Here is a 17748-nt window from a genome sequence, read left to right as displayed (position 1 = left end):
TTTCTATCAAATATTTACAATACAACTATTTATCTAGTAGGATTGATTAATTGATAAGTGGTGGCAAAAATTCAATTTATTATCAATAATTTTACAAAACCATCGTTTAAGAACGTCCTTAAAAAAATAAAATGAATAAAAAACTCATCATAGCAGGCTCTGCAATAATACTAGTTATAATAGCTTTTTTCACCTTTAGGGGAGGTGGCACCACTGAAACTATTGAAATCATGACCGAAGCTCAATCAGGAGATTTTGTCATTGCCATTACTACAACCGGTGAACTGGAGGCTAAAAACTCAATCAAAATAACTGGGCCATCTGGTCTTCGTGCGGCAAGGTTGTGGAATGTAAAGATAGATAAACTTGTAGATGAAGGCACAGTTGTTAAAAAAGGTGACTTTGTTGCTAGTTTAGATGCCTCTGAACTGGCTGATAGATTGCGGAACGTAGAAAACGAATATCAACAAAGCTTATCTCAATATACTCAAACAAAACTGGATACTGCACTGACACTTCGACAATCAAGAGATGAATTAATCAATCTCGAGTTCGCTGTTGAGGAGAAGAAATTAGTGTTAGAACAATCTCAATTTGAACCTCCTGCCACCATTAAACAAGCAGAAATAGATTTAAGTAAAGCGGAAAGAGCATTTAAGCAAGCAAAGGAAAACTATCTTTTAAAGAAAGATAAAGCAGTAGCTCAAATGCAAGAAGCTGCAGCAGAACTATCAGAAGATAGAGATGAAAGAGATTTCTTACTTGAACTTAGACAAAAGTTTAGAATTATGGCGCCAGAAGATGGAATGGTGATTTATGTTCGAGAATATGACGGATCCAAGAAATCTGAAGGGGCTTCAATTGGTGCTTGGGATCCAACGGTGGCCACACTTCCTGATTTATCTACTATGATTTCCACCACATTTGTAAACGAGGTTGACATTCGCAAAATTGCCAAGGGTCAGCATGTGAATATAGGTCTTGATGCATTTCCTGACAAGAAACTAACTGGTGAAGTAATATATGTAGCCAATGTGGGAGAACAAAGGCCAAATTCTGATGCTAAGGTTTTCGAAGTCAAAGTAGAAATTAATGAAACAGACACCACCTTGCGCCCAGCCATGAGTACCGCCAATGAAATTATTACGGATATGATTCCAAAAGCTACTTATATACCACTGGAATCCGTTTTCAACCAGGGTGATTCCATTTCCTATGTTTATAAGAAATCAGGTCTAGAAACTATAAAGCAAGAAGTAGAATTAGGGAAAGCTAATGCCAATGAGGTTATAGTGAATGAAGGCATAGATGCTGGAGAAAAAGTATATCTAATTGCACCTGAAGGAATGGAGGAAAAAGATGTTTCGCTATTAAAAGCTTCTAAAAATTAATGAAGGAAAAAATATTAGCGAATTTAGGAATTGCCTTTGAGGCTGTTGTAGCAAATAAAACCCGATCCTTCTTAACAGCATTGGGGATTATATTTGGAGTGGCTGCTGTAATTGCCATGCTAGCAATAGGTAATGGTGCTCAGCAAGAGATCCTCAATCAAATAAAATTAGTAGGAGTCAACAACATCGTGATTGAGCCCATAGTAGAGCAAACTGAGGAAAATCTACAAGAGCAAGGCAGTGGAAAAAAAGAAAAAAAGAAGTTTAGTCCGGGATTAAGTTTAGCAGATGCAGAAAGTATTAAAGAAATAATCCCCGGAATTACTGCAGTCAGTCCTGAAATCATTCTAGAAACCTATGTCATCCGAAACGGCATCAGAAGATCTGCCAAGTTGGTGGGAGTGGATCCTGCCTATTTCAACCTCTCGGCATTTGAGCTGAAGGAAGGCGAAATGTTTATTGATAACCATTTAAAAACAGGAAGCAGAGTTTGCATCATAGGTAAGTCCGTAAAAGCACGCTTTTTCCCTAACACCAACCCGATTGGAAAAATGATTAAGGTCGGACCACATTGGCTGCAAGTCATTGGGGTTCTAAAGGAGCGAATTTACAGTCAAAAAAGCTTGGATAACTTAGGGCTTAGGGATTTCAATATGGACATCTACACTCCTGTTCAAACGGTTTTAGTGAATTACCGCAACAGAGCAGCGCTTACACAAACTCAATTAAAAAAAGCGAACGCGAGAAATAATGAGGAAAATGGTAGCTCACAAAATCAAGTAAGCAGTAATTATCATCAAATTGATAAATTAACAGTGCAAGTAGAAGAATCCGATAAAATGGGAGCTACAGCCGAAATCATTTCCCGCATGCTCAAAAGAAGGCATTATGATAAAGTCGATTTTGAAGTGACCATACCTGAATTGCTTCTTAAACAACAGCAAAAAACTAAAAACATCTTTAATATTGTATTGGGAGCCATTGCAGGCATTTCGCTATTGGTTGGCGGCATCGGTATTATGAACATCATGCTAGCATCCGTAATGGAACGAATAAAAGAAATTGGATTACGACTTTCACTTGGCGCAAAAAAATCAGATGTAGTTTTACAATTTTTGTTGGAAGCAGTTATGATTAGCATCAGCGGAGGCATCATAGGCGTTATTCTGGGGATCATTTTTGCTTATTTGGTGGCTTCATTTGCTGAAATCCCAACCATCGTGAGTGGAATATCCATTGTAATTTCTTTTGGCGTTGCCGCAACCGTAGGTTTAATCTTTGGAATAGCACCTGCAAGAAGAGCTGCGAATCAAGACCCTATAACTTCTTTAAGATATGAATAGAAAGTACTTTTATACTATTATAATTATTACATGTTTCTCTTTTATAGGTCATCATTCCTTTGCTCAGAAAACCTATACATTACAAGATGTAATACAAATTGCCAAAACCCAATCACCTGCTTATAAAAGAGCCGAAACCATAAAGGAAAATCGATATTGGCAGTACAGGGTATATAAATCCAATTTTGTACCTCAATTAAGCTTAAGTGGTACTGTACCAAATTTCAATCGTTCAGTAACTCCTATTACCCAAGAAGATGGATCTACAGAATACCGCTCTGTATTTAATAGCAATTCTGATGTGTCTCTAAATCTTGAACAACAAATTGGGCTAACAGGTGGTACTATTTTTCTAAACTCAACGGTAAATCGATTTGATGATTTTGAAAGAAATAATTTTCGATATGGTGGTGATCCATTATCTGTAGGATTTATTCAACCATTATTTAGATTTAATGAATTAAAATGGGACAAGAAAATTGAGCCCTTACGCTTTGAAGAATCTAAAAGAGAGTTTGTAGAAGAGTTTGAGCAAATTTCTAAAGATGTGACTACTCGTTTTTTCAATTTGTTAAGTGCGCAAGTAAGCCTAGAAATAGCTCAAAAGAATCTGGGAAATAATGACACTATTTACAAAATAGCGCAGGGAAGATATGAGTTAGGCAAAATTCCTGAAAATGAATTATTGCAGTTGGAATTAAGCTTAATGAATTCACGACAGGCAGTTGCTCAAGCTAAATTAGATTTAGAAACAACCCAATTGGCCTTAAAAGCTTTTTTAGGTTTAAAAAACAATGATGAATTAAATTTGGTGGTTCCTGAAGATGTTCCTTTATTTGAAATTGACGCAGATATAGCTTTGCAAGAGGCTTTAAACAATAGACAAGAAGCAATTGGTTTTAAAAGGAGGCTACTGGAGGCTGATAAGGAAGTGGACAGGGCACAAGGAGAGACTGGATTAAATATGGATCTTTATGGAAGTTTTGGATTAACCAATCAAGCCGAAAAATTACCAGCCATTTACCAAACGCCTGAAAATCAGCAAAGGGTACAATTAGGTTTTTCTATTCCTATTGTGGATTGGGGAAGACAGAAGTCTAGAGTTAAAACAGCTGAAGCAAATTATCAACTAGTTCAATATACCGTTGAGCAGGAAAGAGTGAATTTTGAACAAGAAGTCTATACTCAAGTAAGAACATTGGAAATGCTAAGAGATCAAGTAGCCATCACTCAAAAAGCAGATGACATTTCCCAGAGAAGATATAATATTGCAAAAAACCGTTATTTAATAGGGAAAATAAGTATTACAGATTTGTCCATTGCACTTACAGAAAAAGACCAAGCAAAAAGAGATTACATCAATTCCTTGGGTAATTTTTGGCAAGCTTATTACAATTTAAGGCAATTAACCCTATATGATTTCAGAGAAAACAGGCGTTTAATCGAATAAATCAATAAAAAAATCGGCATTTTAAATTATTTTAAGATGTTTGTACCATGATTAAATGCATTCTTTTTTTCATATTAAGCAGTTTTCTATTTTCGTTGGAAGGTCTATGTCAAATTGACTACAAGGAAAATTCAACGGAGAAAATAAAGAAAGATCCTGATTTGGAGCCTGAAAACAATAATCCTAGGCGTAAACTTCTAAGCATTTTCATTAAGGATACACAAAATGTATTATATGGTAATCCTTGTATGGATAAGGTTACTCAAAGATTTGGATATGAGTATATAGTGATGCCTAAAAATGCCAAAAAATTCCATTCAGGGTTTCAAAGAAATATGCATAATTTCTTTGTTAAGACTGCACTATTTTTCAGAAATCCTTTTTGGAAAATAATCTCCAATAAAAAAGCGAAAGAGTGCAGGCAAAAAACAGGAGATTATGCTGGCTAAACTAAATTAGCGGCAATCTATTTATTCTGTATTTTTTATCATCCTCCATATATTAAGCTGTACCTTCAATGCAAATCAAACTATAATTTTGACTTTTTGATTTAATGTTGACAATTCACTTTTAGAGTGACCATTTTTTCTTTAAATTGTTGAGGGAAACAACTTATTGACAATCATGAATTTAAGCAAAAATGCATTAGTCGATTTATTAAACCACACCATTAAAGAAAGAAGGGATTTAAGTTGGAAAATGGGGACAGGTTACCATAATGGAATCGATATTTCAATTTATGAAATATTGATTTACGAAGTGAAGAACAACAAAACAATCGGTCGGTTTGCCTTTAATGGCGATTCAGGCAAACTTATCAACCAAAGAATTATAGGACAGCGCCAGAAAATGGCAGACAACATAGTAGATGCTCTTTTAGACATCAATAACTATCTTAAACAGAGGTTAATAGGTTAATTTTTATAAATCTTTGCTACTTAATATTTGAACCCCTTTGGTTTTCAATTCATTTTTCTGCCCTTCAAAATCATCTGCATTTAGTGGGCGCACTGCATCTTCAATTAAATTTACCTTAAATCCTTCTTGCAGTGCATCTTTTAAAGTAAAATAAACGCATATATCGGCAGCTAATCCGGCAAAATACAGTTCGCTAACGTTCTTCTCTTTCAGATAACCACTTAATCCAGTACTCTTTTCGTGCCCATTGTCAAAGAACCCGCTATAGCTGTCAATCTCAGGATCCATTCCTTTTCTGAAAATAGCTTCGACCCTATTGGTTTCCAAATCAGCATGAAAAGCTGCTCCTTTTGATCCCTGCACGCAGTGATCCGGCCATAAGATTTGCTCCATTCCCCTCCATTCAATCTTATCAAATGGCTTCTTTCCCTCATGGCTAGAAGCAAAACTGCTATGGCCTGAGGGGTGCCAATCCTGTGTCGCAACAACTAAGCCGAATTTATCAGAGATTGAATTTATGACTGGAACTATTTCATCACCATTTTTAACTTCTAATGCACCTCCTGGCATAAAATCATATTGTGGGTCTACAATAATCAAAGTCTTCATATTACTGCTTTCTTTTTTCTTCGGAAATTAATCTATTTCTTAAATCCGTTAGCTTTTTACTTAATCCTATTTTATAAATATGAGGATTATCAAACCTTTTAAATTCAAGAGGTAATTCAGCTAGCCTTTCTTTACTGTATTTTTGAATTTCTCGTAAGGATTTTACTTTATTGAGCCTTTTCCCATTTTTCATAACCATCTTCAATAGCGGCTCCTGCTGGCAATCAGGAAATTTCAATGACTTATCGGTTTCAAAAGGATGGAACATTTCATCTACTAAATTTTCGTCATCAAGCGTTACTACATCTGCTCCAATTAAATGTTGCTGATCATCTCTCAATCTAAAAACTTGCTTTTTCCCTGGTAAAGTAACCTTAGCTTTATTTTCAGATAATTTAATTCTAGCTTTTCCTTTCGTAAATGCTAATTTATAGACACCGTCTAACGCTCCATCAGGGTTTCCGGTAACCAAACTAGTACCAATACCCATTACATCTATAGGAGCTCCTTGCTCTAGCAAGCTTTTGATGACAAATTCATCCAACTGATTTGAAGCTGCAATTTTCACATATTCCAAGCCCTCCTGATCTAAAATTTCCCTAGTTCTTTTAGCTAAATAGGCTAAATCTCCACTATCAAGACGGACACCATTCAACTTATACCCCTCTTCCTCCATTTCTTTAGCTACTTTTATGGCATTGGGCACACCACTCTTCAAAGTATTGTAAGTATCAACTAGTAAAACGCAATCATCAGGGCGCGACTTGGCAAATGCCCTGAAGGCAGTCAATTCATCATTATAACTCTGAATGAAAGAATGCGCCATTGTTCCTGAAACTGGAATTCCAAAATCTCTTCCTGCCATCACGTGGCTGCTTGCATCAAAACCACCAATAATAGCAGCTCTGCTGGCATGGTAGCTTCCCAATCCTTGAGCCCTACGCATTCCAAAATCAATTAAGGATTGATGAGGCGCTACTAATCTGATTCTTGAAGCCTTTGTAGCAATTAATGATTGAAAGTTGAGAATGTTCAATAATAAAGTCTCTATAATCTGAGCTTCGATTATATTGCCTTCAATTCTAACTACAGGTCTTAATGGGAAAACTATATCTCCTTCATTAACACTATAAACCTTCCCTGTAAACTTAAAGTCCTTCAGGTATTGCAAAAACTTTTGATCGAATCCCTGAGTCCTTAAGTAATCAATATCCTGCTTTGAAAAACTAAGATCTTCAAGTATATCAATTAAATTTTCAAGCCCTGCAAAAATAGTGTAACCACCATCAAAAGGCGATTTTCTAAAAAAATAGTCAAACACAGCATCTTGATATTCTCCATCATTATGGAAATAAACCTGCGCCATGGTCAATTGATATTGATCTGTGTAAGTGCCAGAAATAAAATTCATAAAAATCTGAATAAAGAATTTATTTGATTGAATTTAGCCTATCGTGATAATGCTGAAAATCCTTTTCACTAAATAGAACAAAACGAATAAGTTGAATGGATTTAGCTTCTTTTGCAAAATCTCGAACGGTAGACAAGGCAATTTCCGTTGCCGCTTCAAAAGGGTAACCAAATGCTCCCGTTGAAATTGCCGGAAATGCAATGGATTTAATATTAGTTTCTTCTGCTACTAACAGTGAATTCTTATAGCAATTAGCTAAGAACTCCTCCTCAGGTTGATTAAAGCCGTAAACAGGCCCCAAGGTATGAATTATATACTTATTAGGTAAATTATGTCCGCCAGAAACAACGGCTTCACCTACTCTCACTGGAGCCAAAGATTTAGTTTCTTCCGCCAACTCCTTTCCGGCAGCTGCATGTATTGCACCAGCAACTCCACCGCCCATTTGCAATTGTGCGTTGGCAGCATTTACAATCGCCTCAATATCATCTTGCTTTGTAATATCTCCCTTGATAGCTTCAATTTTAACATCGCCAAATTTCATAATCCCAGTGTTTGGTATTGTCTATTTAAGCGAAGCTCTCAGGAAATAGTTTCAGGATAAATAATTAAGGGGCTTGAAGCATTGTTAGAAGTTTACTTGGGCTTGCAATCTCAACAATCTACCTGTTTGCAGATTGTCTTGGTTTTGGAAATCCTCGTATCTTCTTGAGGATATGGTATAATGAGCAACGAGTTCAAATGCCCTAACAGGTCTCCATTCCATCCCAATTTCTAACTCGTTTACATTATAGCTTCTAGCATCAAGTTCAAACTTCTTGCCTCCGTCATAATAATGATACCTCATAAATGGATAGAATAATTGTTTGAATTTGGAAATCTTATAGGTCAAAGTCGCATACCCACCTTCCAAACTAGTTTGTTCAATTGTATTGGTGTATTTATTAAATTCAGGACCTGTTCCCCAATTATATTCGGCCTGAATCCCGAAAGGCTGTGGATACAAAACGAAAGTAGCAGCAGCTCTTTGGTCTAAATAGTTCAAGTTTTCTTTTACATTTACACCATCACTTAAATTAGACCGTGGCATTTGATATTGGCCCGTATAAGCTTGTATGCCCGGTTCAATTATCTGATTGCCAATTTGCATAGGATAACTAATTCTCCCTACAATGTGAAGGGCATCATTAAGTTCAGGGGAATTACCAGTTTGGCCATTAAAAACACCGAATCCCACTACACCATAATCTCCTGACCCTTTCAATCCTTCTGCAACTAATTCCCTGAACAGTTTTCTAGTTTCTTGAGGCGCCCAATAAAATAACAAACTTAGCTCTCTTTCATTTTTAATGGAACTATTAATCCCATCATTTCGATCCAATGGCAGTCGATTTTGACTGGATTGCATATTTTCAAATCCATAAGGAATTTTACTTTGTCCAAACCTAAAGCGAAATTCACGTGCCTTATCCAAGCTAACATCAAAATAAGCATCCCTCAATTGTCCATAATGCTGACCACTTCCGCTTCCAGAACTAGCGAAATCCGGTTGAATGTAGAAATAAACATAATCGCCTAAATTACCTGAGAATTTAAGCCTGACCCTTCTAAGGGAAATCCCATTGCCAGCACCCCAGCTTTTATCACATTGACTACAATCCAAATTCGGATTGGTTTCGAGTAATCGATTATACCTGGATTGAACATAGCCGCCTATTTTGATATTCTCAAACCAGGTGTTACCATTGATATCATAAGGCATTTTTTCTATTTGACCTTGAGATGACTGAATAATCAAAAAGAAGATTAAAAAAGTTAGGCTTATTTTTTGCATTTCATTCTAAAAGTTTGCGCAAAAGTAAGCCTAACTTATATTAACTTTATATATACTGTGTTAACAAATGATTAATAAAATCTATAAAACAGATTCAAAGCTATTTTTTATGACCAAAATCCGTGATTATATATTAACAAAGTAAAACTTAAGATAACAATAACTTAACATTACAATTTTTGAATATATCAACAGCTATCTAGGGCTTGCTTAAAAATAGGTTTCAAAATTACGAAGCAATTAACCTGTTTTGACAATGATTGTGAAAGCTATTATAAGTTAAACACCTATTACCTGCCCGTGTAAATCATAATTTCTTTAGTAAGCCTTTAAAAATAGTAGTCATTTTAGGTTCTGCATTAATTGCAGCACCTATTATTTCCGGGATAGCTGCTGGTTTTAATTTCTCTGGATAGCATAAATCAGTAATGACCGAGACGGCAAATACGGGTATTTGAATATGACGTGCGGCTATATTTTCAGGAATAGTACTCATCCCTACTGCATCTGCTCCTATCTTGTCTAAATAACGATATTCTGCGGGTGTTTCCAGATTAGGCCCTTGAACACCAGCATAAACACCTTCTTTAATGTCTATATTTTCATCCTTAGCCACTTCCTTAGCTAGCTGAATCAGTTTTAGCTCATAGGCATCGTACATATCAGGAAATCTTCCTCCAAATTCATCTAGATTGTCACCTCTTAGAGGATTTTCAGGAAAAAGATTGATATGATCATTGATAATCATCAAATCACTTAACTCCAGTTTCGGGTTTAAGCCTCCTGCAGCGTTTGAAATGAATAAATATTGAATACCTAGCAAATGCATGATTCTGACTGGCATTACTACTTGATTCATGCTGTAGCCTTCATAATAATGGAAACGTCCATTCATTGCTATTACTTTTTTACCGCTTAATTCACCGAATATCAAGTGCCCACTGTGTGTTTCTACTGTAGAAACCGGGAAGTTGGGAATGTCCTTATAAGATATGGAGTGTTCTATTTTAATATCCTCCACTAAAGCTCCCAATCCAGTGCCTAGAATAATACCCACCTCTGGATTATAATCTATTTCACTCTTTATAAAATCTGTTGCTTCCTTTATTTCTTTTATTGTGCTCATAATTTTATTAAACAATTTTGCTCCAATTTGATTGAAGAACCTATACAATCAAAAATTTATTTGAAATATTTTAAACCTTTCTTGATTTATAAAGTATATGTATCTACATTTAATGTAAATACACTTAACAATTATGAAAACAAAAATTTTATCTATCGGAATGGCAGCATTAATTATGGCTGCAGCTTTTACCATTTTACAAAAAGAAGTAAAAGTAGACACAAATTCAAGCCAAATTGCATGGGTTGGAAAAAAAGTTACAGGCCAACATAACGGAACTGTTAATATTAAAGAAGGCGCATTAGAAATGGAAGAGGGTCAAGTGACCGGGGGTTCATTTGTTATCGATATGACTACAATTGATGTGTTAGATCTAGAAGGAGAATATAAAGGCAAACTAATGGGTCACTTGAGATCAGATGATTTCTTTAGCGTTGAAAAATATCCAACTGCGAAATTTGTGATTACATCAATCAATAAAAGTGAAGCAACTGATGCTACACATTTTATTGCAGGTGATTTAACTATTAAAGGAATTACAAACAAAATTACTTTCCCTGCCAATATCTCAGTAGAGAATGGAAAAGCTAATGCAAAAGCTTCTTTTGCTTTAGACAGAACGAAATGGCAAGTTAAATATGGCTCTGGATCATTTTTTGATGGCTTAGGCGATAAAATGATTTATGATGATTTTGAATTGACTGTGAATTTATCATCACTATAATTTAAAACATTCTTATTAATTATTGAATAGGGACTTATTGTCCCTATTTTTGTTTTTAAATATTCGATCGAAATGATTACAATTATATCAGGAACCAACCGGCAAAATTCAGTTTCCGCAAAAGTTGCTCATCTTTATCAAAGTTTATTAACGCAACATCAAGTGGAATCCAATATCATTGATCTTGCTGATTTGCCAAAAGATTTTGTCTACACGGCTCTTTATGAAAACAATGGAAAAAACCCTGAATTCAATAAATTTTTAGAGCAAGTGCGTGGCTCTGACAAATATGTCTTCATCATTCCGGAATATAATGGCTCGTTTCCAGGTGTACTCAAAGCATTTATTGACGGTATGGAATACCCTAATAGTTTCCAGAACAAAAAGTGCGCATTAGTCGGAATTTCTTCAGGGATGCAAGGCGCTGGTTTAGCCTTAAGCCATATGACTGACATCTTTAATTATTTAGGAATGAATGTTTTGGCATTGAAGCCCAAACTGGCAAGAATTGAAAGCAATTTTGACGGTGAAGAGGTAACAGACAAACTTTACAGCCAATTGCTTGAAGAGCAAGTGAAGAAATTGTTGGAGTTTTAAAATCACAACTTCATACTCTTCAACCTCAAGCTATTCAATACCACTGAAACAGAACTAAATGCCATCGCGGCTCCGGCTATCATAGGATTTAATAAAAAACCAGTGAAAGGATAAAGCAAACCTGCTGCCAAAGGAATTCCGATTATGTTATAGATAAATGCCCAGAATAAGTTTTGCTTGATACCTCTGATTGTTAATTGAGATAAGTGAAATGCTTTTGGAAGGTTCTGCAAATCTGAGCCAATCAAAGTCATTTTAGCAACATCAATCGCAATATCAGAACCTTTGCCCATAGCAATGCTAACATCTGCCTGAGCTAAAGCTTCCGAATCATTGATGCCATCGCCTACCATGGCCACTACTTTTCCTTTCGATTGCAATTCCTTCACAAAATTAGACTTATCGGCCGGCATTAAATGTGCTTTCACATGCTCAATTCCAACAGCATCCGCTACAGCTATAGCGGTTTTCTCCGCATCTCCTGTCAGCATATATACTTCCATTCCCCTATCACGCAATTGCTGAATACTTAATTTTGCATTCACTTTTATTTTATCAGCTATTCCAATTAATGCTAGAATTTGATTTTCATCTGCAAAATAAATAACGGTCTGACCTTGAGATTCCCATTCATCTGCTAATTTTAATATCTCATCATTAGCTTCAATATTTTGCTCGCTCATGAGCGAATGATTCCCAACAAAATAACTGAGATCTCCCAATTTAGCTTTCACTCCCCTACCTGAAATGCTTTCAAAGGCATTAATACTATAGGAAGAAAAATCTTCAGATTTAAAATGATTTAATACTGCTTCAGCCAATGGATGCTCACTTTTTGCTTCAATTTGATATAAAATCGATCGTAGTTGCTCATTACCCGAAAACCATTTTTGATTCACTACCGATGGCATTCCTTCCGTAATGGTTCCTGTTTTATCTAAAATGATGGCATTTGCCTGATAGGCTTTTTCCAAACTCTCTGCATCCCGTATCAGCATATTATTTTCCGCTCCTTTTCCAACGCCTACCATAATAGCTGTTGGAGTTGCTAAACCAAGAGCACATGGACATGCAATCACCAAAACGGTAATAGCTGAAAGCATTCCTTGAGTGAGTGCATTTTCACCTCCAAAAATCTGCCAAAGGATGAAAGTTAAAATAGCAATCCCGATAACGACCGGTACAAATATTCCGGCAATTTTATCGACCAATTTTTGAACCGGGGCTTTACTCCCCTGAGCTTCTTTTACTCGCTCAATAATGGAAGCTAATAAAGTATCCCCTCCTACTTTCTCTGCTTTGAAAGTAAAACTTCCTTTTTGATTGATGGTACCCGCAAAAACTTTTGCCCCTTCAATCTTCTGAACTGGAACGGGCTCTCCTGTAATCATGCTTTCGTTCACATAAGAATCACCACTTACCACTTGGCCATCGACCGGAATTTTATCACCTGGCTTTACCAAAATTTCAAATCCTTCTTTTACAGCATTGATTGGAATTTCCTCTTCTTTGCCATTTACTAAAACGATCAGGGTTTTAGGTTGCAAGCCAATCAATTTCTTCAAAGCTGAGGAAGTATTGGTTTTGGCTTTCTCCTCTAGAAATTTCCCTAATGAAATAAAGGTAATAATGACTACTGCTGCTTCATAATAAACATGAGCATCCAAGCCTCTTTGTAGCCAAAATTCAGGGTAAAAAGTATTAAAGACACTTAAAGCAAAGGCAATTCCAGTACTGAGCGCCACCAGTGTATCCATATTGGCTTTACCATTTTTAGCTTGCTTCCAGGCTCCAGTGAAAAAATGTCCCCCAAAATAGAATAAAACGATGGCAGATAAAGGCAGTGAAATATAATGCCCTACTTCCCAGGACATGAAAAACATGCCGATGACAAAAACGGGAATAGATAAAATAGCTGATCCAATCAAACTCTTCTTAATCTTAAGAAATTGTTTCATTTGCTCCTCTTCCTGCCTCTCTGCTACATTATCTTCTTCCATGATAGCATCATAGCCCACACCCTGCAAAGCAGTTTTTAAATCTTCTAGTGAAACTTCATCAGGGTCAAAAGTTGCCCAGGCGGTATGCGTGGCGAAATTCACATCAGCATCTGTCACTCCTTTTGTACTTTTCAATGTGGAGCCAACACTTGTAGCGCAAGCTGCACAGCTCATGCCAGTTACTGGAAATGTTTTTTTGATAGTATTAGATTTAGTTAGTTCAGACATTTAGGTTTCCCTTCGGAATATTTAAAATCTTCAAATCAATATATAAACAAATTTTCATATATTACGATATGAATGTTATGGAAGTTCAAAAGAACGAAAAAAAATTAGCCGCCATGGCAAAAGTATTAAAAGCTGTTGCCAATCATAATAGATTAAGGATTGTTCAGCTCTTACTGGATAATGGTGAAATGACTGTGAATGAAATATGTGAAAAGTTGGAAAACTGTGAACAATCGCTTTTATCTCATCATTTAGCGGCATTAAAGGAAGCTGGGGTTTTAAGCTCACGAAGAGATGGACGCAAGATCTATTATTCCTCAGCCAAAAAAGAAATTGAGAATTTATTGAATTGTATAGAAAACTGTTGTGAATAAACAATAATTAAGATTTTAGATTTGATAATTAGGATTGAGGTTTTTAGGTGAAAACACCTAAAAAGTGGGTGCTAAATTATAATAACCAAAATTCTACAACATATTCCCGTTTTGGTGTTTTCACCAAAACTTCTTGCTCACATATTAATTACGAATAAAGAATGAACGAAAAAATAAAAGAAGTATTAGAAAGAACCCCTTTTGAGCCTGAACTTAAAGAAGAAATTTTAAAATCAGGTCGCTTGAAAAAAGCTAAAGCAGGGCAAACGGTCATCACACCAGATGATGAGGCGCAAGAAATGCCTTTGGTGATGTCAGGTTTATTGAGAGTGATGCGAAATGATGACAATGGAAATGAAGTATTTCTTTATTATTTGGAAGGTGGAGAAACCTGCGCCATGTCCATCACTTGTTGCTTAGAAGGCAAAAGAAGTTCGTTTCATGTGGTAGCAGAAGAAGATTCGGAATTATGGATGATGCCGGTTTCCAATCTGGATAATTGGATTACAAAATATTCGAGTTTTAGAAGATTTGTTTTCAATTCCTATCAAACCAGATTTGATGAATTATTGCATACGATCGACAGCATGGTATTTATGAATTTGGACGAAAGGCTCTATAATTATCTACTGGATAAAAAAATTGCAAGCGGTTCATTTGAAATTAAGAAAACACATCAGCAAATTGCAAATGAATTGAATACTTCAAGAGTTGTAATTTCAAGGCTTCTTAAGAAATTGGAGAAGGAAGATAAAATAGAGCAAAGAAGAAATTATATAGAAATTCTTTAAAAAAGACTTTATAAATCCGATTAAATGGCATTTTAAATCAATCAGTAACTGATGTTACAATCCACTTTTTAAGACTGCCGTATATTTGCAGAAGTTTAAAAAAAGAAAATTATTTAGAGTTATGAACATAGAACAAATTTATACAGGATGCTTGGCGCAAGGCGCATATTATATTGAGAGCAACGGAGAAGCTGCTATCATAGATCCTTTGAGAGAATCTGCTCCTTATATTGAAAAAGCAGAAAAAGACGGAGCTAAAATCAAATATATATTTGAAACTCACTTTCATGCAGATTTCGTTTCCGGTCATGTTGATTTAGCAGAAAAAACCGGAGCAACCATCGTTTATGGACCAGGTGCCAAAACAGATTTTAAAATGCACGAAGCTACAGACGGTGAAATCTTTGAAATTGGAGATATCAAAATCAAAGTTTTACATACGCCTGGTCATACTTTAGAAAGTACCACTTACTTATTACTAGATAAAGAAGGAAATGAAAAAGCAATCTTCAGTGGCGATACCTTATTCATTGGTGATGTAGGAAGACCCGATCTAGCACAAAAAGCCGGTAAAATTACTCAAGAAGATTTAGCAGGAATGCTTTTCGATAGCTTGAGAAACAAAATCATGACTTTACCTGATGATGTAGTGGTATATCCTGCGCATGGTGCTGGTTCCGCTTGTGGTAAAAACATGAGTAAAGAAACTACTGACCTTTTGGGTAATCAAAAGAAAAATAATTATGCCTTGAGAGCGGATATGACAAAAGAGGAATTCATTGCGGAAGTTACGGATGGTTTATTACCTCCTCCACAATATTTTGCTCAGAACGTAGCTATGAACAAATCTGCAGATACATCAGGTTTAGACAAAATCTTAGAAAAAGGAAATGTAGGGCTAGATGTTGAGACATTTGAAGCCATGGCAAACCATGAAGGAGCAATAGTTTTAGATACTCGTCATCAGAATGAGTTTGTAAAAGAACATATTCCAAATTCAATTTTCATTGGTATTGATGGAAGCTTCGCCCCTTGGGTAGGCGCTTTAATTCCTGATTTACAACAACCGATTATCTTCATTGCTGAAGAAGGACGTGAAGAAGAGATTGTAACGCGTTTATCAAGGGTTGGTTATGACAATACTTTGGGGTATTTGAAAGGTGGAGTTAGTGCATGGAAAGCAGCAGGAAAAGAAACTGACAGTCTCAAATCAATTCCTGCAAGTGAATTTGCAACTGAATTAAAATCTGGAGGTTTAACTGTATTGGATGTTCGTAAGCCAACGGAATTCCAATCAGAGCATGTGGAAAATGCACAAAATTTCCCATTAGATTTTATCAATGATAATTTTGATGAGTTGGATAAAGACCAAACATATCATGTGCACTGCGCTGGTGGATATCGTTCTGTAATTGCAGCGTCCATTATGAAATCAAGAGGAATTCATAATTTGGTAGATATAGCCGGTGGCTTTAAAGCAATCACTGAAACTGACATTCCGAGAACGGATTATGTTTGTCCTACTACCTTAAAATAATTAGTAACTAATTTATAAAACAGGGGCTCTCTTAAAATTTAAGCGAGCCTCTTTTTTAATCTTTTATATGAAATATTATTCATATATAATAGTACTGCTCTTGTCTCCACTATTCTTAAAGGCGCAGAATAACCATCAACAATTTGAGTCTATAGATTCTGTAAAACATGGTTCATTCAATCCTAATGAGGCGCATAGTTTTCATGACTGGTTTAAAAAAGGACATGTAAGCGGATTGTTCCGAAGTAATTCGATTCAAACCTATAGACCAAAAAGTGAAATTTTTAGTGCTGCCTCCGGATTAGGTGGGAGAATTTATTACCATAGTGCTTATTGGCATGGTTTTCAAATGGGGATTGGTGGGATTTATACTTATAATATCTTATCAACAGATTTGAGTGATTCTCCTGAAACTCCTTACATCCCGAAATGGGAACGCCAATTATTTGATTTGGAAAATCCGGATAATAAACATGATTTAGACCGACTCGAAGAGCTTTTTATTAAATATCGCTACAAAGATTCCTACATTAAAATCGGAAAAATGCTGGTAAATACTCCGCTGGTAAATCCACAAGATTCCCGAATGAAACCATCAGCTTTTCAGGGAATTTGGTTGGATTGGAATGAGGGTCACCGCTTCGAATTAAATGGAGGATTTTTCAATAAAGTTTCTCCAAGATCCACAACAGAATGGATTCCAACCAATGAAAGCATTAGACTTTATGACCACTTGCTAGATCCTGAAAATGAAGATGCAAGCATTAAAACAAGAGGACTTATCATTTTAGGAGGGCATTATATACCTAATGAAACCATTAGATTCCATAGCTGGCAATATTATATTGATAAGGTGAGTCTATTGTCTTTCAATCAAATAGAATACCATCGGACTAAAACGAAGCTGGGCTTTCAATATCTTTACCAGCATTCACTGGGAGAAAACCATTATCTTAACCTGAACCACCAAGCTCATCTTCTATCGGGGCATCTGAAATGGATCAATGATAAGTGGCAGCTATCTTATAATCAAACATTAAGTTTAACCGGTGATGCTTTGAAGTTTCCAGCAGAATGGGGAGCAGAACCATTTTATACATTTATTAGCCGCCATAGAATAGAAGGATTGGATAATATAAATAGCAAAGCAATCAAAATTGACCTACAACCATTTGATGGCTGGAATGCTTTAAATATAGGGGTCTATGGAATCCATACCCGATTCGGAACAGATTTAAAGGGGAATTCTCTAACGCAGTTTAGCATTGATCTACAAACTCATTTTAGAGGTGATTGGAAAGCATTAAAATTAAGACTTCTAAATTCCTACTTTCACTCTAATGGCATTACTGAAGGTTCGTTTCTAAGTGAGCCTATATTTCATTCTCAAATGATTTTAAACTACCAATTCTAAA

Annotated in this window: 17 protein-coding genes; 11 read left to right on the top strand and 6 right to left on the bottom strand. The window is 35.8% G+C overall.

What is annotated here, in order from left to right:
- Positions 1 to 131: 131 nt before the first annotated feature.
- The 5 genes from FTRAC_RS15610 to FTRAC_RS15590 all read left to right on the top strand — a co-directional run bounded on the left by FTRAC_RS15610 (position 132) and on the right by FTRAC_RS15590 (position 5102).
- Complete coding sequence (locus FTRAC_RS15610; RefSeq protein WP_013455238.1) at positions 132 to 1391, top strand: efflux RND transporter periplasmic adaptor subunit; 1260 nt, start codon at positions 132 to 134, stop codon at positions 1389 to 1391.
- Positions 1391 to 2734, top strand: a complete 1344-nt coding sequence (locus tag FTRAC_RS15605) for an ABC transporter permease (RefSeq protein ID WP_013455237.1) — start codon at positions 1391 to 1393, stop codon at positions 2732 to 2734. The genes FTRAC_RS15610 and FTRAC_RS15605 overlap by 1 nt, the downstream gene beginning before the upstream one ends.
- Entirely contained in the window at positions 2727 to 4184 is a 1458-nt protein-coding gene (locus FTRAC_RS15600; protein WP_013455236.1) for a TolC family protein, read from the top strand. Before FTRAC_RS15605 ends, FTRAC_RS15600 begins: the two co-directional genes overlap by 8 nt.
- Before the next feature lie 47 nt (positions 4185 to 4231).
- Positions 4232 to 4633: a hypothetical protein gene (locus tag FTRAC_RS15595; RefSeq protein ID WP_013455235.1), complete on the top strand. Its 402-nt coding sequence runs from the start codon at positions 4232 to 4234 to the stop codon at positions 4631 to 4633.
- A 175-nt stretch (positions 4634 to 4808) separates the two neighbouring features.
- Positions 4809 to 5102 carry a hypothetical protein gene (locus FTRAC_RS15590; protein ID WP_013455234.1) on the top strand — a complete coding sequence of 98 codons (294 nt, stop codon included), beginning with the start codon at positions 4809 to 4811 and terminating at the stop codon, positions 5100 to 5102.
- Positions 5103 to 5105: 3 nt separating this feature from the next.
- Here FTRAC_RS15590 and pncA read toward each other — a convergent pair whose 3' ends face one another.
- The 5 genes from pncA to FTRAC_RS15565 all read right to left on the bottom strand — a co-directional run bounded on the left by pncA (position 5106) and on the right by FTRAC_RS15565 (position 10082).
- Positions 5106 to 5711: a bifunctional nicotinamidase/pyrazinamidase gene (gene pncA / locus FTRAC_RS15585; protein WP_013455233.1), complete on the bottom strand. Its 606-nt coding sequence runs from the start codon at positions 5709 to 5711 to the stop codon at positions 5106 to 5108.
- A gap of 1 nt (position 5712) precedes the next feature.
- Positions 5713 to 7122, bottom strand: coding sequence for a nicotinate phosphoribosyltransferase (locus FTRAC_RS15580; protein WP_013455232.1), 1410 nt, complete (start codon positions 7120 to 7122; stop codon positions 5713 to 5715).
- A gap of 19 nt (positions 7123 to 7141) precedes the next feature.
- On the bottom strand, positions 7142 to 7666 hold the full coding sequence (locus tag FTRAC_RS15575; RefSeq protein WP_013455231.1) for a macro domain-containing protein: 525 nt from the start codon (positions 7664 to 7666) through the stop codon (positions 7142 to 7144).
- Between the two features lie 84 nt (positions 7667 to 7750).
- A complete protein-coding gene (locus tag FTRAC_RS15570) occupies positions 7751 to 8956 on the bottom strand; it encodes a porin (RefSeq protein WP_013455230.1) in 1206 nt (401 codons plus the stop codon).
- Positions 8957 to 9263: 307 nt separating this feature from the next.
- Positions 9264 to 10082, bottom strand: a complete 819-nt coding sequence (locus tag FTRAC_RS15565; RefSeq protein ID WP_013455229.1) for a purine-nucleoside phosphorylase — start codon at positions 10080 to 10082, stop codon at positions 9264 to 9266.
- 133 nt (positions 10083 to 10215) lie between these two features.
- On the opposite strand from FTRAC_RS15565, the gene FTRAC_RS15560 reads away from it, so the two are divergent.
- Both FTRAC_RS15560 and FTRAC_RS15555 read left to right on the top strand, forming a co-directional pair.
- Positions 10216 to 10806: a YceI family protein gene (locus FTRAC_RS15560; RefSeq protein WP_013455228.1), complete on the top strand. Its 591-nt coding sequence runs from the start codon at positions 10216 to 10218 to the stop codon at positions 10804 to 10806.
- Between the two features lie 72 nt (positions 10807 to 10878).
- Entirely contained in the window at positions 10879 to 11403 is a 525-nt protein-coding gene (locus tag FTRAC_RS15555; RefSeq protein ID WP_013455227.1) for an NADPH-dependent FMN reductase, read from the top strand.
- A gap of 2 nt (positions 11404 to 11405) precedes the next feature.
- On the opposite strand, the gene FTRAC_RS15550 is transcribed toward FTRAC_RS15555, so the two are convergent.
- Complete coding sequence (locus FTRAC_RS15550; RefSeq protein ID WP_013455226.1) at positions 11406 to 13631, bottom strand: heavy metal translocating P-type ATPase; 2226 nt, start codon at positions 13629 to 13631, stop codon at positions 11406 to 11408.
- 113 nt (positions 13632 to 13744) lie between these two features.
- Here FTRAC_RS15550 and FTRAC_RS15545 point away from each other — a divergent pair, with 113 nt between their 5' ends.
- The 4 genes from FTRAC_RS15545 (at position 13745) to FTRAC_RS15530 (ending at position 17747) form a co-directional block, all read left to right on the top strand.
- Entirely contained in the window at positions 13745 to 14005 is a 261-nt protein-coding gene (locus tag FTRAC_RS15545; protein ID WP_185094413.1) for an ArsR/SmtB family transcription factor, read from the top strand.
- Between the two features lie 161 nt (positions 14006 to 14166).
- On the top strand, positions 14167 to 14796 hold the full coding sequence (locus FTRAC_RS15540) for a Crp/Fnr family transcriptional regulator (protein ID WP_013455224.1): 630 nt from the start codon (positions 14167 to 14169) through the stop codon (positions 14794 to 14796).
- A gap of 121 nt (positions 14797 to 14917) precedes the next feature.
- Complete coding sequence (locus FTRAC_RS15535; protein ID WP_013455223.1) at positions 14918 to 16333, top strand: MBL fold metallo-hydrolase; 1416 nt, start codon at positions 14918 to 14920, stop codon at positions 16331 to 16333.
- A 67-nt stretch (positions 16334 to 16400) separates the two neighbouring features.
- Entirely contained in the window at positions 16401 to 17747 is a 1347-nt protein-coding gene (locus FTRAC_RS15530; protein WP_041649912.1) for an OprD family outer membrane porin, read from the top strand.
- Position 17748: the final 1 nt, after the last annotated feature.

Source organism: Marivirga tractuosa DSM 4126, from assembly GCF_000183425.1.
Taxonomy (GTDB): Bacteria; Bacteroidota; Bacteroidia; order Cytophagales; family Cyclobacteriaceae; genus Marivirga; species Marivirga tractuosa.
This window is presented reverse-complemented; position numbering and strand designations above follow the sequence as displayed.

What these genes read in the sequence shown, in the direction of transcription:
- FTRAC_RS15610 (WP_013455238.1), top strand. Translation starts at nt 132, where the DNA reads ATGAATAAAAAACTCATCATAGCAGGCTCTGCAATAATACTAGTTATA.
- FTRAC_RS15605 (WP_013455237.1), top strand. Translation starts at nt 1,391, where the DNA reads ATGAAGGAAAAAATATTAGCGAATTTAGGAATTGCCTTTGAGGCTGTT.
- FTRAC_RS15595 (WP_013455235.1), top strand. Translation starts at nt 4,232, where the DNA reads ATGATTAAATGCATTCTTTTTTTCATATTAAGCAGTTTTCTATTTTCG.
- pncA (WP_013455233.1), bottom strand. Translation starts at nt 5,711, where the DNA reads ATGAAGACTTTGATTATTGTAGACCCACAATATGATTTTATGCCAGGA.
- FTRAC_RS15590 (WP_013455234.1), top strand. Translation starts at nt 4,809, where the DNA reads ATGAATTTAAGCAAAAATGCATTAGTCGATTTATTAAACCACACCATT.
- FTRAC_RS15545 (WP_185094413.1), top strand. Translation starts at nt 13,745, where the DNA reads ATGGCAAAAGTATTAAAAGCTGTTGCCAATCATAATAGATTAAGGATT.
- FTRAC_RS15600 (WP_013455236.1), top strand. Translation starts at nt 2,727, where the DNA reads ATGAATAGAAAGTACTTTTATACTATTATAATTATTACATGTTTCTCT.
- FTRAC_RS15575 (WP_013455231.1), bottom strand. Translation starts at nt 7,666, where the DNA reads ATGAAATTTGGCGATGTTAAAATTGAAGCTATCAAGGGAGATATTACA.
- FTRAC_RS15570 (WP_013455230.1), bottom strand. Translation starts at nt 8,956, where the DNA reads ATGCAAAAAATAAGCCTAACTTTTTTAATCTTCTTTTTGATTATTCAG.
- FTRAC_RS15560 (WP_013455228.1), top strand. Translation starts at nt 10,216, where the DNA reads ATGAAAACAAAAATTTTATCTATCGGAATGGCAGCATTAATTATGGCT.
- FTRAC_RS15540 (WP_013455224.1), top strand. Translation starts at nt 14,167, where the DNA reads ATGAACGAAAAAATAAAAGAAGTATTAGAAAGAACCCCTTTTGAGCCT.
- FTRAC_RS15580 (WP_013455232.1), bottom strand. Translation starts at nt 7,122, where the DNA reads ATGAATTTTATTTCTGGCACTTACACAGATCAATATCAATTGACCATG.
- FTRAC_RS15555 (WP_013455227.1), top strand. Translation starts at nt 10,879, where the DNA reads ATGATTACAATTATATCAGGAACCAACCGGCAAAATTCAGTTTCCGCA.
- FTRAC_RS15565 (WP_013455229.1), bottom strand. Translation starts at nt 10,082, where the DNA reads ATGAGCACAATAAAAGAAATAAAGGAAGCAACAGATTTTATAAAGAGT.
- FTRAC_RS15530 (WP_041649912.1), top strand. Translation starts at nt 16,401, where the DNA reads ATGAAATATTATTCATATATAATAGTACTGCTCTTGTCTCCACTATTC.
- FTRAC_RS15550 (WP_013455226.1), bottom strand. Translation starts at nt 13,631, where the DNA reads ATGTCTGAACTAACTAAATCTAATACTATCAAAAAAACATTTCCAGTA.
- FTRAC_RS15535 (WP_013455223.1), top strand. Translation starts at nt 14,918, where the DNA reads ATGAACATAGAACAAATTTATACAGGATGCTTGGCGCAAGGCGCATAT.